This window comes from Parabacteroides acidifaciens (assembly GCF_003363715.1).
GTDB lineage: Bacteria > Bacteroidota > Bacteroidia > Bacteroidales > Tannerellaceae > Parabacteroides > Parabacteroides acidifaciens.
Window position 1 is genome coordinate 1 of record NZ_QREV01000031.1, and the last position, 17,288, is coordinate 17,288.

Annotated in this window: 17 protein-coding genes and 1 riboswitch; of the genes, 12 read left to right on the forward strand and 5 right to left on the reverse strand. The window is 49.9% G+C overall.

Going from position 1 to position 17,288, the window contains the following annotated elements:
* From DWU89_RS20885 to nrdG, 12 genes are all read left to right on the forward strand, one after another.
* Positions 1 to 293: hypothetical protein (locus DWU89_RS20885; RefSeq protein ID WP_208642469.1), on the forward strand; the 293-nt coding region annotated here is incomplete at its 5' end.
* A 234-nt stretch (positions 294 to 527) separates the two neighbouring features.
* A complete protein-coding gene (gene atpD / locus DWU89_RS12885) occupies positions 528 to 2,045 on the forward strand; it encodes a F0F1 ATP synthase subunit beta (protein ID WP_115500037.1) in 1,518 nt (505 codons plus the stop codon).
* A gap of 6 nt (positions 2,046 to 2,051) precedes the next feature.
* On the forward strand, positions 2,052 to 2,285 hold the full coding sequence (locus tag DWU89_RS12890; protein WP_115500038.1) for a F0F1 ATP synthase subunit epsilon: 234 nt from the start codon (positions 2,052 to 2,054) through the stop codon (positions 2,283 to 2,285).
* Positions 2,286 to 2,302: 17 nt separating this feature from the next.
* The gene (locus DWU89_RS12895; protein ID WP_115500039.1) at positions 2,303 to 2,731 is read left to right on the forward strand and encodes a hypothetical protein; all 429 of its coding nucleotides are present in this window, start codon (positions 2,303 to 2,305) and stop codon (positions 2,729 to 2,731) included.
* A complete protein-coding gene (gene atpB / locus DWU89_RS12900; RefSeq protein WP_115500040.1) occupies positions 2,709 to 3,767 on the forward strand; it encodes a F0F1 ATP synthase subunit A in 1,059 nt (352 codons plus the stop codon). Before DWU89_RS12895 ends, atpB begins: the two co-directional genes overlap by 23 nt.
* 36 nt (positions 3,768 to 3,803) lie before the next feature.
* Positions 3,804 to 4,058 (forward strand): ATP synthase F0 subunit C, encoded by a 255-nt coding sequence (gene atpE / locus DWU89_RS12905; protein ID WP_115500041.1) that lies wholly within the window; start codon positions 3,804 to 3,806, stop codon positions 4,056 to 4,058.
* Between the two features lie 14 nt (positions 4,059 to 4,072).
* Complete coding sequence (atpF, locus tag DWU89_RS12910) at positions 4,073 to 4,573, forward strand: F0F1 ATP synthase subunit B (protein WP_115500042.1); 501 nt, start codon at positions 4,073 to 4,075, stop codon at positions 4,571 to 4,573.
* 3 nt (positions 4,574 to 4,576) lie between these two features.
* Complete coding sequence (locus DWU89_RS12915) at positions 4,577 to 5,119, forward strand: F0F1 ATP synthase subunit delta (RefSeq protein WP_115500043.1); 543 nt, start codon at positions 4,577 to 4,579, stop codon at positions 5,117 to 5,119.
* Positions 5,120 to 5,132: 13 nt separating this feature from the next.
* Positions 5,133 to 6,710: a F0F1 ATP synthase subunit alpha gene (gene atpA / locus DWU89_RS12920; protein ID WP_115500044.1), complete on the forward strand. Its 1,578-nt coding sequence runs from the start codon at positions 5,133 to 5,135 to the stop codon at positions 6,708 to 6,710.
* A gap of 5 nt (positions 6,711 to 6,715) precedes the next feature.
* A complete protein-coding gene (locus DWU89_RS12925; protein WP_115500045.1) occupies positions 6,716 to 7,573 on the forward strand; it encodes a F0F1 ATP synthase subunit gamma in 858 nt (285 codons plus the stop codon).
* A gap of 369 nt (positions 7,574 to 7,942) precedes the next feature.
* Positions 7,943 to 10,150 (forward strand): anaerobic ribonucleoside triphosphate reductase, encoded by a 2,208-nt coding sequence (locus tag DWU89_RS12930; RefSeq protein ID WP_115500046.1) that lies wholly within the window; start codon positions 7,943 to 7,945, stop codon positions 10,148 to 10,150.
* 43 nt (positions 10,151 to 10,193) lie between these two features.
* On the forward strand, positions 10,194 to 10,694 hold the full coding sequence (gene nrdG, locus DWU89_RS12935) for an anaerobic ribonucleoside-triphosphate reductase activating protein (protein ID WP_115500047.1): 501 nt from the start codon (positions 10,194 to 10,196) through the stop codon (positions 10,692 to 10,694).
* 5 nt (positions 10,695 to 10,699) lie between these two features.
* On the opposite strand, the gene DWU89_RS12940 is transcribed toward nrdG, so the two are convergent.
* The 5 genes from DWU89_RS12940 to DWU89_RS12960 form a co-directional block, all read right to left on the reverse strand.
* Positions 10,700 to 12,049, reverse strand: coding sequence for a threonine/serine exporter family protein (locus DWU89_RS12940; protein WP_115500048.1), 1,350 nt, complete (start codon positions 12,047 to 12,049; stop codon positions 10,700 to 10,702).
* Between the two features lie 110 nt (positions 12,050 to 12,159).
* Positions 12,160 to 13,692: an acyl-CoA carboxylase subunit beta gene (locus DWU89_RS12945; RefSeq protein WP_115500049.1), complete on the reverse strand. Its 1,533-nt coding sequence runs from the start codon at positions 13,690 to 13,692 to the stop codon at positions 12,160 to 12,162.
* Positions 13,661 to 14,209 carry a biotin/lipoyl-containing protein gene (locus DWU89_RS12950; RefSeq protein WP_115500050.1) on the reverse strand — a complete coding sequence of 183 codons (549 nt, stop codon included), beginning with the start codon at positions 14,207 to 14,209 and terminating at the stop codon, positions 13,661 to 13,663. The genes DWU89_RS12945 and DWU89_RS12950 overlap by 32 nt, the downstream gene beginning before the upstream one ends.
* 32 nt (positions 14,210 to 14,241) lie before the next feature.
* Positions 14,242 to 15,759, reverse strand: a complete 1,518-nt coding sequence (gene accC / locus DWU89_RS12955; RefSeq protein ID WP_115500051.1) for an acetyl-CoA carboxylase biotin carboxylase subunit — start codon at positions 15,757 to 15,759, stop codon at positions 14,242 to 14,244.
* A 1-nt stretch (position 15,760) separates the two neighbouring features.
* Complete coding sequence (locus DWU89_RS12960; protein WP_115500052.1) at positions 15,761 to 15,979, reverse strand: cysteine-rich CWC family protein; 219 nt, start codon at positions 15,977 to 15,979, stop codon at positions 15,761 to 15,763.
* Positions 15,980 to 16,038: 59 nt separating this feature from the next.
* Positions 16,039 to 16,244: riboswitch (cobalamin riboswitch) on the reverse strand.
* Between the last annotated feature and the right edge of the window lie 1,044 nt (positions 16,245 to 17,288).

A 17,288-nucleotide genomic window follows, 5' to 3' on the forward strand; every position in this document is an offset into this window, starting at 1 on the left:
TAAGGTTTATCACTTTGTCGGTGTTTCCATCTTTCGGTAATCAATTTGCACGCTTTTCGAAACGGACTGCGCACCTCTTTTTCCCTATTGTCAAAAAGGGGAGCTTAAACCGTGAAAAGAGTCAATCCAAAATCGATCAAGATTTCGGACGAAATAGAAAAACGGCCCAAAAGGGGGGATATTGTAATTTTCGTGTATGCTTCTTTGCGATTCCGCATCGAAGCGTGGGGCAGGAATGGTTTATTCCTTTTTATTTAACAATGCAAAACATTTTGCCTTTTCTTTACCTGTAAAACGTCACATACCGCTTAGGAACCTCTTTCTCTATGATTTACAAAATAAGCTTTTTCCTGCATTTTGGTCCATATCCGAACTCTATTGGTTTATTTCAGAATAGAATGAAATTAGTTGAATATTTAACTAAGTACAAAAAGAATTAAAAAGTAATATTTCCGAACATCAGACAATCATAATTCGTAATATTGCAGCCGAAGAGTTGAATAGGTCTAAGGAAAAAAAGAGATTGTATGGGAGAAATAAAAGGTTATATATCACAGGTTATCGGTCCGGTTGTGGACATTCATTTTGACAATGAAAAGGAAGAAAAGATAACACTTCCACGTATCCACGACGCGATGGAGATAACCCGCCCTAATGGAAAAATACTGATTGTAGAAGTTCAGCAACACATCGGGGAAAACACGGTCCGCACCGTAGCAATGGATACGACAGACGGACTGCAGAGAGGAATGGAAGCCCTGTCATACGGCTCACCTATTACGATGCCGGTCGGCGACCAGGTGAAAGGACGCTTGATGAACGTGACAGGCAACCCGATCGACGGGATAACGGAACTCGACCGCAAAGGCGCTCTCCCGATCCACCGCGAACCGCCCAAGTTCGAGGATCTGACCACCAGCCGCGAAGTGTTGTACACAGGTATCAAGGTGATCGACCTGCTGGAACCTTATTCAAAAGGTGGCAAGATCGGTCTTTTTGGCGGTGCCGGTGTAGGTAAGACGGTTCTGATCATGGAGCTGATCAACAACATTGCAAAGAAGAACAATGGATTTTCCGTCTTTGCAGGTGTCGGCGAACGTACGCGTGAGGGGAACGACCTGCTGCGCGAGATGATCCAGTCCGGTGTGATCCGTTACGGTGAAGAATTCAAGAAGAGCATGGAAGCAGGCCATTGGGATTTGTCGAAGATCGACTATGACGAACTGGCCAAATCGCAGGCGACATTAGTGTTCGGGCAGATGAACGAACCGCCGGGAGCGCGTTCTTCCGTAGCCCTCTCGGGGCTGACGATTGCCGAGTCTTTCCGTGACCTGGCGCCGGAAGGGGAAACGAGAGACATCCTCTTTTTTATCGATAATATCTTCCGTTTCACACAGGCCGGTTCGGAAGTTTCCGCCTTGTTGGGACGTATGCCGTCGGCCGTCGGCTACCAACCGACGCTGGCAACCGAGATGGGCGCCATGCAGGAACGTATCACGTCGACCAAGAAAGGTTCCATCACCTCTGTCCAGGCTGTTTATGTGCCCGCAGACGACTTGACGGACCCGGCTCCGGCCACTACATTCACGCACTTGGATGCAACGACGGTGTTGAGCCGTAAGATCACCGAACTCGGTATCTATCCGGCTGTCGACCCGCTGGAATCGACTTCACGCATTCTGGACCCGCTGATCGTCGGCAACGAGCATTACGAGACAGCGCAACGTGTCAAACAGATACTGCAACGCAACAAGGAATTGCAAGACATCATCTCGATCCTCGGTATGGAAGAGCTTTCCGACGAAGACCGCCAGACCGTCAACCGTGCCCGCCGCGTGCAGCGTTTCCTTTCGCAGCCCTTCTCCGTCGCCGAACAGTTCACCGGCATACCGGGCGTGATGGTCTCCATCGAAGATACGATACGCGGATTCAAGATGATCATGGACGGCGAAACCGACAATATCCCCGAACAGGCCTTCCTGAACGTAGGAACGATCGAGGATGTGATGGAAAAGGCGAAACGATTGGCAGAACAAGCAAACTAAACAGGTATGAGACTGGAAATTATATCACCGGACGGTATTCTTTACGAAGGCGAGACCCTGCAGGTTTCGTTTCCGGGTGCAGTCGGTTCATTTGATATTCTTCCTCATCATGCTCCGATGATCGCCGCTCTCGGAGAAGGAACCATCGTCTTTGAAAACGATGGCAAAAAGGGAGAGCAGGCCATCAAGAGCGGATTCGTGGAGGTGAAAGAGGATCATATATCTGTTTGTATCGAATAAATAAAAAGTACACGACAATGACAGGGTGGTTAAAATTAAAACTGATGGGGTTGATTACTTTTATCAACTTTGCTATCGGTTTGGCATTAGGCGGTTTGTTATACACAATCTGGCCGGAACATTATTTCACATGGTATCCTTCCATCCCGATCTTCTACTGGCTGATGGCGATGGCAATGACATATGTTCTCGACCGGATGAAAAAGAAGAAAGGCGATGTGACCATTACCGCTTATATGCTGGTGCGGTTCTGCAAGTTTACCCTTGCGATTGTTTTCTTATGGCTTTACGCCGCACTGGTGAACGAACACCTGAAGACATTCGGCTTTACACTGATGCTCTTCTTCTTTATTTATATGGGCATGGAAACGTATACAATTTATCTGTACGAGAAAAAAAGAATGAAAAGAGAAAAAAGAGAAGATGAAGAACAATCTCATAAATAACAGATTGATATGGATAGCGCTACTGCTGTGGTCCTGCACGTTGGCTCCGGCCCAGGCAGACACCAAGGAGGAAGGCGTCGATGTGCAGGAGATCGTTTTCTCGCATATTCAGGATGCCTACACTTGGCACATTACCGAATGGAACGGGAAAGAGATCGCCGTTTCGCTGCCGGTACTGGTCAAAAGCGAAGAACGGGGATGGGATATGTTCCTTTCCCACCATCTGCATCACGGACAGACGCATCATAACTATTACATCGCGGCCGAAGGCGAACATGCCGGCAAGGTGGTCGAAAAGAACAGCCGGGGCGAAGAGGTCCGCCCGCTCGACTTCTCACTGACCAAAAATGTCTGCGGACTGTTCCTGAGTTGCGGCATTCTGCTGTTTGTGGTCCTCAGGACGGCACGCTGGTATAAGAAACATCCGAACCAGGTCCCGGGCGGATTTACCGGGTTGATGGAGATGGCTATTTCCTATATTGAGGACGGTGTCATCAAGGAGTCGATCGGCAAAGAAGAATACAAGCCGTTTTCATCTTATCTGTTGACGGTCTTTTTCTTTATTCTGATCAATAACCTGATCGGCATCATACCGATCTTTCCGGGCGGCGCTAACATCACAGGTAACATTGCCGTAACGGCAGTCCTGGCAGGCTGTACGTTTATCGTTGTCAATCTGTTCGCGACAAAGGAATACTGGAAAGACATATTTTGGCCGAAGGTGCCGATATACCTGAAGGTGCCGCTGCCGATCATGCCTTTTGTGGAGTTCTTCGGCGTGTTCACAAAACCGTTCGCCTTGATGATCCGTCTGTTTGCCAACATTATGGCGGGACATACGATTATCTTGGCGCTCACCTGTCTGATATTCATAACGGCGTCGATGGGGATGGTCGTGAATATGGGAATGACGGTTGTTTCGGTTCTGTTCTGCGCGTTCATGAACTGTCTGGAACTGCTGGTCGCTTGCTTGCAGGCATACATGTTTACCTTGCTTTCAGCCAATTATATAGGTTTGGCCAAGGTTAAAGATTAAATATATTTGAGGTACTAATTAAAAGTTTAAAACACTATGTTATCGACTATTTTATTACAAGCAGCTGCCGGAATGGGCGTAGCGAAGATGGGAGCAACAATCGGAGCGGGAATCGCCGCTATCGGTGCAGGTATAGGTATCGGTTTGATCGGAAAAGGGGCCGTCGAATCAATCGGACGCCAGCCGTCGGCCGCCGGTGAGATCCGTACTTCCATGTTGATCATGGGCGCGTTGATAGAAGGTGTGGCACTGTTTGCTATCGTTGTATGTTTCCTGGCTTTGTTCCAATAAAAAAGTAACAAGCTATGTCATTATTAACACCGGATTCGGGACTTCTGTTCTGGATGATCGTTTCATTCGGGATTGTCTTTGTCATCCTTTCCAAATATGGTTTCCCCGTCATTATCAAGGCGGTGGAACAACGGAAAGCCTACATCGACGATTCTTTGGAGACGGCACGCCAGGCGAATGAACAGCTTGCCAATATCCAGGCCGAAGGTGCCCGGATACTTGCCGAAGCAAAAGAAAAACAGAATGCGATCCTGAAAGAAGCCTTTGCCGAAAAGGAACAAATCATCGACGAAGCTCGTCAGAAGGCTGCCGCCGAAACCCGTTTACAGGTGGAAGAGGCTGCCCGGCGTATCCGCGAAGAAAAGGAGAAAGCAATCCGCGAAGTCCGTTCGGAGATTGCAGACCTTTCGATCGCCATAGCAGAGAAGGTGATGAAAGAAAAGATCAGCCGTGACGGTGAACAACAACAAATCATCGACCGGCTGTTGGATGAGGTATCGCTTTATAAATCGTAGCGTATGGATATAGGAACAATCTCTTCCCGGTATGCGAAAGCGCTTTTCTCGCTTGCAAAGGAGAAAAGGCTGGAGATCCGGGTATATGATGACATGAAGATGCTGGCAGACAGTTTCTCGCTCGAACCGGAGTTGCGGGTTGCCGTTAGCAACCCGATCATTCCCAGAGAGGAGAAAGTCAAGCTGTTGATAGCGGCCGGCGGCATAGAGGTCTCGGACTTGTATGTTCGTTTTATCCGTTTGGTCTTGCAACACAAACGGGAAAACGAACTGCTCTTCATGGCCCACATCTATATCCATTTTTACCGGAGAGACAAGCATATCACCCGCGTACAATTCAGTACCGCCACTCCGGTAAGCGACGAGGTGAAGGAGCATCTCCAGAAGAAGCTCAAGGAAGAGACAGGCAGCACCATCGAATTTACCGGACTCATACAGCCGGAACTGATCGGCGGTTTCCGCCTGCGTATCGGAAACTACCGGATAGATGCCAGCTATGCGACACAGTTGCGGGACATCCGTAGCCGGTTACTCGAAAACAGATAAAAAAGAAAGAAGTATGACAGATCAGATAAAAGTGAGTGAAGTTTCCGCCATCCTGCGCCAGCAGTTGGAAGGTATCAGTACCAGCATCCATACGGAAGAAGTGGGTACCGTACTTCAGGTGAGTGATGGTGTGGCACGCATATACGGCCTCGACAATGCCGAGGCGAACGAACTGTTGCAGTTCGACAACGGAATGGAAGCGATCGTGATGAATCTCGAAGAAGACAATGTGGGAGCTGTCCTGTTGGGGCCGACCGACCTCGTGAAAGAGGGCGACACAGTCAAACGGACAGGGCGCATCGCCTCTATCGACGTTAGCGAAAACATGATCGGACGTGTAATCGACCCGCTCGGAAACCCGATCGACGGAAAAGGGCAAATCACAGGCGAGACCTGCGAGATGCCGCTCGAGCGCAAAGCTCCGGGCGTGATCTTCCGCCAGCCTGTGAATGAACCGTTACAGACCGGCATCAAGGCTGTCGACGCCATGATACCGATCGGACGCGGACAGCGTGAACTGATCATCGGCGACCGCCAGACCGGAAAGACTTCCATCGCGATCGACACGGTCATCAACCAGCGCAGCAATTATGAAGCGGGCAATCCGGTTTATTGTATCTATGTGGCGATCGGGCAGAAAGGTTCGACTGTCGCTTCGCTTGTCAACACGTTGCAGGAAAAGGGTGCGATGGACTATACGGTTGTTGTAAGTGCGACAGCTTCCGATCCGGCAGCCATGCAATACTTCGCACCTTTTGCCGGAGCCGCTATCGGCGAATATTTCCGGGATAGCGGACGCCATGCCTTAGTGGTCTACGACGACCTCTCGAAACAGGCTGTCGCCTATCGTGAAGTATCCCTGATCCTGCGCCGTCCTTCCGGACGTGAAGCCTATCCGGGCGATATCTTCTACCTGCATTCCCGCCTGCTCGAACGGGCAGCCAAGATCATCAACCAGCCGGAAGTGGCAAGCCAGATGAACGACCTGCCGGAGAGCATGAAAGATAAAGTGAAAGGCGGCGGTTCCCTGACGGCCCTGCCGATCATCGAGACACAGGCCGGCGATGTTTCGGCTTATATCCCGACCAATGTGATCTCCATCACCGACGGACAGATCTTCCTCGAGACAGACCTGTTCAACCAGGGAAACCGTCCGGCGATCAATGTCGGTATTTCTGTTTCCCGTGTAGGTGGTAACGCGCAGTTGAAGGCGATGAAGAAAGTGGCCGGAACATTGAAGATCGACCAGGCGCAGTTCCGCGAACTGGAATCATTCTCCAAGTTCGGCGGAGATATGGATGCCGTAACGGCCTTCACGATCGACAAAGGACAAAAGAACACGCAATTGCTGATCCAGCCCCAATACAGCCCGATGCCCGTTGAAGAGCAGATCGCGATCCTCTATTGCGGCACGCAAGGCCTGCTGAAAGATGTCCCGTTGGACAAAGTACACGAATTCGAAAAGGAATTCCTGCACGAATTACGCACATCGCACCGACACGACGTCCTGGATGTCTTGAAAACCGGAACTATCGACGACGATATCCGGAAGAAACTGGAAGAAACAGCGAAGCAACTTTCAATTAAATAGAGTCTATGTCATCATTAAAAGAAATAAAAGTCCGGATTGCATCTATCCGGAGCACGCAGAAGATTACGGCTGCCATGAAAATGGTTTCTTCTGCCAAGCTCCACCATACACAGATGCTGACCGAACATACACTCCTTTATGCGAATAAGCTGTCCGCCATTTTAAACGGTCTTTTAGGTGCGGAATGTGACCTGGAATCACCTTACACTGAACAGCGTGAGGTGAAGCGGGTCGCAATAGCCGTATTCTCATCCAGCAGTGGGCTATGCGGCACTTTCAATGTCAACGTCTGGAAAGAACTATCCGCCCGGTTGCATGAATACAAGGCACAGCAGATCGAGGTACGCCTCTATCCCGTCGGAAAGAAGATTGCGGACGAACTGCATAAGGCCGGTTATACAACCGAAGACAACTTCCTGCATTTAGGAGAAAAACCGTCTTACGATGGAGCTATCAGCTTGGCAGGAGACTTGATGGAGTTGTTTACCTCCGGCAAAGTAGACCGGGTGGAATTGCTTTACCATCATTTCAAGAACACGGCGACACAGGTGTTGACTCATAAAGTGTACCTGCCGATTACCCTTCCGGAAGCGACAACCGATGCTTCTGCAACCGATTACCTTCTGGAACCGTCTCCGGAAAACCTGCAAGCCTTGCTCTTCCCGAAGTTACTGAATCTGACAGTCTATACGACACTGCTCGACACGGTCACTTCCGAACACGCCGCCCGCATGATGGCCATGCAGACCGCCAACGACAATGCCAATGACCTGATCCAGGACCTGACTCTCCAATATAACAAAACACGCCAGCAAGCCATCACCAACGAGCTGCTGGATATCATGGGAGGAAGCGGGCAATAAACCCGATTCCCTCCCCCAGTTTTCAAACCAGAATAACAGCCTCCGTGGGGGAATATGTCAAAAGTCCCTTGTCCCCGCGCTTGACGCGGGGCCGCAGAAGAACAGGCCTTATCTATCAGTTGTTTATATGGTCGGTTTTAATGCGATCCCGCGTCAAGCGCGGGAACAGTAGTCCACAATAAATAAACCATTTTGACAAACAAATAAATCTTCAAAACATAAAAGTTTTCCATTTTAATAATAACCGTCACTGTATATCAGTGTATTGACATTATTTAACCACACAAAAGTTTTCCAAAAAGTTCACCGCGTACTTATACTGTATACTTTTGCAGCAAATAAAACATATAATCCTCAATAGCAATTATCATGATTCAAACAGTTATCAAACGGGACGGACGCATCGTCGGGTTTAACGAAGAAAAGATCGCGACAGCCATCCGTAAAGCCATGTTGCACACTGAAATCGGAGAAGACCGGGAGTTAGTACGCCAGATCACCGATCACATTTCCTTTAAAGGTAACACGCAAATGACAGTCGAAGCCATCCAGGATGCTGTCGAACTGGAACTGATGAACAGTAGCCGCAAGGATGTTGCACAAAAATACATCGCCTACCGTAACCAGCGAAGCATCGCCCGCAAAGCAAAGACGCGCGACATGTTCCTGGAAATCATCAACATCAAGTCTAACGACATTACCCGCGAGAATGCCAACATGAATGCCGACACGCCTGCCGGTATGATGATGAAGTTTTCCAGCGAGACGACCAAACCGTTCGTGGACGATTACCTGTTGAGTGAAGAGGTCAAGGAAGCTGTGGAAAATAACTATTTGCATATCCATGATAAGGACTATTATCCGACCAAGAGCCTTACGTGCGTACAGCATCCGCTGGACCGCATCCTGAAATACGGTTTTTCCGCCGGACATGGCGAATCACGCCCGGCAAAACGAATCGAAACGGCCAGCATCTTGGGTTGTATCTCGCTTGAAACAGCCCAGAATGAAATGCACGGCGGACAGGCGATCCCGGCATTCGACTTCTATCTCGCCCCATACGTGCGCAACAGTTTTATTGAGGAATTGAAGAATCTGGAAGACCTCAACGGGCAAGATTATTCCCATCTATATGAAAAAGAGCTGGACGACTATATCACCCGCCCGCTGGATGGATTGAGCGGAGACGACCGCATCATACAGCATGCCGTGAACAAAACTGTCAGCCGCGTGCACCAGTCGATGGAAGCGTTTATCCACAACATGAACACGATCCATTCACGGGGTGGCAATCAGGTGGTTTTCAGCTCTATCAACTACGGGACGGACACTTCAGCCGAAGGCCGCTGCATCATCCGCGAGATACTGAAAAGCACATACCGCGGTGTCGGTAACGGTGAAACGGCTATCTTCCCGATCCAGATATGGAAAAAGAAACGCGGCGTGAGCTACTTGCCGGAAGACCGCAACTACGACCTCTACCAACTTGCCTGCAAGGTGACGGCACGCCGTTTCTTCCCGAACTTCCTCAACCTGGATGCTACTTTCAACCAAAGTGAAGAATGGCGGGCGGACGATCCGCAACGTTATATCCATGAAGTGGCTACGATGGGATGTCGTACGCGTGTATTCGAAAACCGCTTCGGACCGAAAACTTCCATCGGCCGCGGGAATATATCTTTCTCGACAATCAACATCGTGCGTCTGGCTATCGAATGTATGCAGGTCGAGAATCAGGAAGAACGGATCGCCCTGTTCTTTGCCAAGTTCGACCATATGCTGGAAGTGACAGCCCGCCAGTTGCACGAACGGATGGAGTTCCAGAAAACAGCCTACGCGAAGCAATTCCCGTTACTGATGTCTTCCCTTTGGCTCGGCAGCGAAAAGCTGAAACCTAACGACACGATCGCACCGGTTATCAACCAGGGCACATTGGGTATCGGCTTCATCGGCCTGGCGGAATGCCTCGTCGCCCTCACCGGCAAACATCACGGAGAGGATGCAGCATCGCAGGAGTTAGGATTGAGAATCGTCACTTATATGCGCAACCGTGTAAACCAGTTCTCCGAAGAATACCAGCATAACTACAGCGTACTGGCGACTCCGGCAGAAGGCCTGTCAGGCAAGTTTACCGGTCGCGACCGCAAAAAGTTCGGTTTATTGCCCGGTATTACAGACCGTGACTACTATACGAACTCCAACCATGTCCCGGTCTACTACAAATGCAGCGCCCGCCATAAAGCGGAAGTGGAGGCGCCTTACCACGACCTGACGCGTGGCGGACACATCTTCTACGTAGAGATGGACGGAGACGCCACCCACAACCCGGAAGTGATCATGCAGGTAGTCGACATGATGGACCGCTACAACATCGGATATGGCTCGGTCAACCATAACCGTAACCGTTGCCTGGACTGTGGTTATGAGAATGCGGAAACCAACCTCGAAACCTGTCCGAAATGCGGCAGCACCCATCTCGACAAGCTACAGCGCATCACCGGTTACCTGGTCGGCACGACAGACCGTTGGAACAATGCCAAACTGGCGGAGTTGAACGACCGCGTCGTTCATAGTTGAAAGTGGAGAGGTGAAAGTTGAAAGTTAATTAAGAGAGATAAAGATGCTTTCCATTATCGACATCATAGAAGACACAACCGTCGACGGTCCGGGTTTCCGGACCGCGATCTATGCGGCAGGCTGCCCGAACGCCTGCCCGGGTTGTCACAATCCCGAATCGTGGGATATAAAGAAAGGAAAACAAGTTCCGACGGAGCATATCTTGGAAAAGGTCCTGGCCGACGACTTCGCCAACGTAACCTTCAGCGGGGGCGATCCGATGTTCCAGCCCGAAGGTTTTACCGAGCTGGCGCGGGCTATCAAAGAAAAAAGCCGGAAAAACATCTGGTGCTACACCGGCTACACGTTCGAACGTCTTCTGAATAATCCGAAACAAGCAGAACTGCTCAAGTACATAGACGTATTAGTAGACGGCAAATTCAAACAAACCCTTCGCGATGAAAGCCTCCTCTTCCGGGGCAGCAGCAATCAGCGTCTGATCGACGTAAAAGCCTCCCTGAAAGCCAAGAAAGTTGTTTGCGTGGAATTGAATTATGGATTGTAAATTTCTTACCATTCAATAAACTTCCCACGCTGCCGGCGTTTCTCCAGTTCTTCCTCGAGGTAACGCTGGCGGTCTTTGGCTATGTAACGGCGGGCAAAGATGTTCGGAACGGCAACTCCCAATGAAATGCAAAGGATAATCAGAGCCGAATTCATACCGTTGGCAAAAGCATTCGTCACTTCGCCGATCACTCCGTGCAGATTGATAAATCCTAACATCGAGCGATACATCAGAACTCCCGGAATCATCGGAATCACAGAAGGAATCGTCAGGACGTGATTGGGAACATCAAACCAATGAACCGCCTTCACCGCTATCAGACTCACGACAAAACTGCCCATAAACGAGCCGATCACCGGGCCGTAACCCAATTCGAAGTTCACAAAGTTACGGGTACACACTGCCAAAATACCCCCTAAAGCTACGACCCACAGCAGGCGACGCTGGATATTGAAGATCATGGAAAATCCCATTGCAGCAATCGCGGCGGCAATGGCATAGACATAATACGGATCATGGGGTACCATGCTCAATTCACTGAACTTATGGTCGATCGCCACATCATTCATCACCAACACCCGCATGGCGAAAGCAATACCGAAAGTCATCGCCCCGACCATCATCATCGTATTAGCCGCCCGCGTGATGCCGACAAGCAAATGATTGTCGATCATATCATCCACGAAATTAATCAACGGTACACCCGGCACGATAAACAGGGCACAGGCCAAGAGCGGATGATAAGGCGTCGCCGACAAACCCGAAAAGGAAGAAGCGTAGGCTAAACAGGTCGAAACAAACGCCGCAAGCGCGATGCTCATATATACATTAATTCCAAATTCGATGCAACGCGCCCGGACCCGGAACCCGATGAAAGCACAAATCGAAGCAAACAAAAACGCAATCCAGTCGCAACCGAACAGCTTACAGAAGCCGCCACAAGCAAATCCGGCCCCTATCGCAACGATATAAGGCACATAATTACGCGGTTTGGCTGCAATCTTTTCCAGTTCCTCTTCATATCTGTCCAGCGAATAGTCCTGCTCAATGGCATTCCACGACAAATGGCTGATCTCCGTAATGGTCGTCATATTGATACCATGTTTCTCACACTTCTGGAATTTGGAAAACGAATGTTTTTCATCGCTCACGTTCACCATAATCATCGTCCACCGGACATCCAGATGAAGTTTATCTTCCGGAATCCCCATAAAAGCAGCCACCCGTTTCATGTTTCGCTCGATGCGGTTCGTGTCGGCAGCACTCTCCATCAATAATTTCCCGGTACGAAGCAATAAATCCAGTTTTCTGCGCAGCAACAACACTTCCCTGTCTGTCATAGTCTCTTTTTCCATTCTTTTTGTCTTTTCTCTGTTTAAATGCGGGTACAAAAGTAAGCAGGCCAACTTTCACAAGCAAGCCCGCTGTGTTAGTTATTTATAATGTTTAAATCGATATCATTGATTTACAACGGCATATTGCCGTGTTTCTTAGGCGGATTGCTCTGGCTTTTGTTTTTTGCCATTTCAAGCGCCTGTATCAGTTTGTAGCGCGTCTGCCGGGGCATGATGATCTCGTCGATAAATCCCAGTTCCGCCGCGCGGTAAGGATTCGAGAACTGTTCGTTGTATGCCTCCATGGCACGCGCCTTCTCTTCGCTGTCCGCCTTGCGGTACAGGATATTGACAGCGCCTTCCGCTCCCATTACGGCAATTTCCGCCATCGGGTAAGCCAGGTTGATATCGGCTCCGGTCGGTTTGCTCGACATCACGATATAAGCGCCGCCATAGGCTTTCCGGGTAATCAGCGTAATTTTGGGAACTGTCGCCTCGGCATATGCATAGACGATCTTCGCCCCGTGGCGGATAATACCGTCGTGCTCCTGCTGGCAGCCGGGCAGGAATCCGGGCACATCCTCAAACGTCACCAGCGGGATATTGAAACAGTCGCAGAAACGGATAAAACGTGCCGCCTTGTCCGACGCGTCGATATCCAGCACACCGGCCAGAAAAGCCGGCTGGTTCGCCACGATACCGACCGAACGGCCTCCCAGACGGGCAAAGCCGACCACCACATTCCGGGCAAAGTGGGGCATCACTTCAAAGAAATAATGATTGTCGACCACCGGTTCGATAATATCTTTAATGTCATAAGGCACGTTCGGATCATCCGGAATCACCTCTTGCAGAGCTTCCTCCTCGCGGCGTACATCGTCTGAACAGGGTACGACAGGCGCATCCTCCATATTGTTCGACGGCAGGAAGCTCAATAGCTCGCGGATGCTCATCAGGGTTTCTTCTTCCGTGTCGCACATGAAATGCGTCACGCCGCTCCTGCTGCTGTGTACATAAGCGCCGCCCAGTTCTTCCTTCCCGACAGTCTCGTGAGTAACAGCTTTCACGACATCCGGACCGGTAATGAACATATGGCTCTTCTCCTTCACCATAAAGATGAAATCGGTCAACGCCGGCGAATAGCAAGCACCACCGGCACACGGACCGAGAATCGCCGACAGCTGCGGCACCACCCCTGAAGCCATCGTATTCTGGTAGAATATCGAAGCATAGCCCGCCAGGCTGCCGACACCTTCCTGGATGCGCGCTCCGCCCGAATCGTTCAGCGCAATCACCGGCGCCCCGCTTTTCAGAGCCAGGCTTTGTACCTTCACGATCTTAGCCGCATTGGTCGAACTGAGCGTTCCCCCATAAGCCGTAAAATCATACGCATAGACAAAGACCTGGCGGCCGTCTATTTTCCCATATCCGGACACGACGCCATCACCCGGAATCCGGTTTTTCTCCATACCGAAGTTCGTACAGCGATGCGCCACAAACTTGTCCAACTCCACAAATGTCCCTTTATCGAGTAACATATCGATACGTTCGCGGGCCGTCATGTGCCCCGCTTCATGTTGCTTTTCAATACGAACTTCACCACCACCCAGGGCAGCAGCCTTGTCCAGTTCTTCAAACTTCTTGTATATTTGTTCCTTCTGCATTTTCTTCCTGATTAATTACGTCCAATGTCATCAGCACCTGATTCCCGTTCACCGTGTCTCCCTCTTTCACCAGGATTTCACGGACAACGCAGTCCGAGCTGACTTTATAATTGCTCTGCATCTTCATCGCCTCGATCACGGCCACGATATCGCCGGCCACCAACCGGTCGCCTTCGCCGACCGGTATTTTCACGACTTTCCCGGGCATAGGCGAAATGATCTTGTCACCCTGTTTCTCCTCGCTGTTCCTGCGCATACGCAGATACTTCGCCTGCGAATCGATGATATCGACCGAGTAAGAAGAAAAGAACGTGTTCACCTGGTAGTTCTTCCCGCCTTCCGAACGGATCAGTTCGGCGTTATAGGAATGCCCGTCGTGCAACAGCGAGCAAGCGCCATTCTCGGCCATCACGATGTCCACTTCGTGTTCTTCACCATCTATGCAGAGCCGCACCTTGTTACCCTCTTTTCCAAGCAACGAAACATCCGCCACCCGGTTTCCTATATGTATTTCCATTTCACTTTCAATTTTCAACTTTCAACTTTCATCTAAATCCTGAGCACCCCTTTCTGCAACCCGAACTCGCGCCAGCGGCTGATCGGGCGGTTATCCGCCGAAGTGCCTGAAGCGTTCTCCTCCAGGTTCATCAGATAGTCCATATAAGCGGCAATCATGGCGATATTCTCCGACTTATGTTCATCTTCCGGATTGACCGGGTGTTGCAGTTCCTCTCCATGCTTCCCGATGAAAGAAGTATCATAGGTACCATGCACAAAATCCGGAATATCCATAATCCGGCGGAGGTAACTGATGTTTGTCTTCAGGCCGGTAATCTTGTATTCGTGCAACACACGACGCATCCGTTCGATCGCATACTCCCGCGTCGTAGCCCAAACAATCAGCTTCCCGATCATCGGATCATAATAGACCGGAATTTCATAACCTTCATACACATAACTGTCGATCCGCACCCCGATCCCGTTCGGTTCGGTCAGCTGGCGGATCACGCCGGGCGAAGGCATGAAGTTGTTGGCCGTATCTTCGGCACAGATACGGCATTCGATCGCGTGGCCGCGCTGCACGATATCTTCCTGCCGGATATGCAAAGGCTCGTTGTTGGCGACACGGATCTGCTCCTTCACCAAGTCGAGTCCCAGCACCTCTTCGGTGATCGGATGTTCCACCTGCAGGCGGGTATTCATTTCAAGAAAATAAAAATGACGGTGTTTATCGACCAGGAATTCGATTGTCCCGGCACCGGAGTAGTTGACAGCCCTGGCGGCCGCTACGGCCTTTTCGCCCATCTCGCGGCGCAGTTCCGGCGTGATAAAAGGCGAAGGGCTTTCCTCCACGATCTTCTGGTTACGGCGTTGCACGGAGCATTCGCGTTCGCAGAGATGAATCACGTTCCCATGATTATCGCCCAGTATCTGAAATTCGATATGGTGCGGCCCTTCCACGAACTTCTCCAGATAGACCGTATCGTCGCCAAAAGAAGAGAGCGACTCTGAGCGGGCGGCATTATACGCCTCTTCCACATCTTCCTCCTTATATATCAGGCGCATTCCCTTTCCGCCGCCTCCCATAGAGGCTTTCAGCATCACCGGATAACCGATCTCGTTGCAGAGGCGGCGCGCTTCGGCTGCATCCTTCAGCGGTTCCTGCGTGCCGGGCACAACCGGTACACCGGCGGCGATCATGCGTTTGCGGGCGGCAATTTTATCGCCCATTGCTTCCATCGTTTCGGCCAGCGGGCCGATAAAGATGAATCCTTCCTCTTTACACCGGCGGGCAAATTCTGCATTTTCAGACAGAAAGCCGTATCCGGGATGTATTGCATCGACGTTGTGTTGCCGGGCAGCCCGGATGATTTTCCCGATATCCAGATAACTGTCTTTCGAAGCGGCCGGACCGATCAGGCAGGCTTCGTCGGCATAAAGGACATGGCGAGCCGTCCGGTCTGCTTCCGAAAAAACAGCCACCGACCGGATTCCCATTTCGCGACAGGAGCGCATAACTCTCACAGCTATTTCGCCCCGGTTTGCAATCAGTACTTTTTTTATCATATCATCGTTTTATATGTTTATAACAGGGATTCACTTCCGAAGCATAGAAGTAAAGTTTAACCTCTTCCAAACAAGATTTACATAAACATTCCGGATAGTAGTACATCTTTACATAGTCACGCTGGAAACGGTCGAGTTTCACGGTTCCACACTGGCAACCCGTGATGTTATCCGGCTGACATTCAAAAGAGACACCGCACCTGGGGCATATCTTCTCCATAATCTCCTAACATTTAGAATCAATAATCTTTTCGTATCCATAGCCTAACCCACGAGGATATGAACCTTTAATGAATGGCAGGTCTTCTGACTGACTCCCATCCCGAAGCCTTCCCGACTTGTTATAACAAACCAGTGGCAATAGTAGTTTCAGGATGTTGAAACGGAGCTTCACAGCAGCGGGACTGTTCGGGATTTACACCCGATTCCCTTTTAATCCGTCTTCCCGAATGGGAAAAACGAAACCGATTCGGTGACAAATGTAGAGTTTTTTTCTTAATTCCACCTATTCCGAAAGAAAGTATTTGAGAAGAGTCCGGTAGCAGGCCATTCACAAGAATACGCCAAATCATCATTTACAGGTTCAGTTTTTCTTAGTTTTGGACCTTCTGTAAATTGAGAAATTACAATAACTCCTATTTCAGCCATTTTTCTATTTCGTCCGAAATCTTGATCGATTTTGGATTGACTCTTTTTGCGGTTTTAACCGGCTCGGCTGACAACAGAGAAAATGAGGTGCCGAGACCATTCCGAAAAGCGTACAATTTGATTATCGAAAGATGAAAACGCCGACAAAGTGATAAACCTTAACTCCCGGAGAATCGAATATTTGCGGACGAAGGCGGACGGCGTTCCAAATATCCCAAGAAAATTTTAGGGGCTTGTTGCCGTGAGGTGCGCAGAAAACTGCCGTGAAGTAACGCTTCATCGCTCTGAGGGTTGACTTCGTACTATATGAAGTCCGACTTCAGAGCAACAATGTTCCGGATCAGAGTGATAAAGTCCCTCTTCATGGCGATAAGGTGCCGGATCATAGGAAAAAGCCCCTTTTTGACAGCTGAAAAGTGGATTCACAATTGTTCGGTTTCGGATGTCTTTTTACCCTGAAAAACACGTTTTATACAATAAGCCCCCTGCCGCAGGCTCTCTTTTGCCGTTTCGTTTCAACGAACGGTTTTAGAGCTTAGAGGCAAAGCCTCTTCCTCTGTGGACTTGAGGTCCTTTAATAGGATTACTTGTAGATTTTTGAAAGGGGGTTCAAACCCATAGAGGAATCCGGCAAAGCCGGGAATTTATCAACTCGTTGATTGAAATCAATGGCAAAAGAGAGCCTGCGGCAGGGGGGCTTATTGTAAAAAACGTGTTTTATAGCCTCGAAAGACATCCGAAACCAAACAAATGTTAATCCGCTTTTTTGACCTCAAAAAGGGACTTTTTCGCCTTTTTTGAGCGTTTCCAGCAATTATGACCGTCCTCTTTGCCATTACGACCGTGCTAATGTGTAGTGCACTCGGCACCTCGCGAAGATT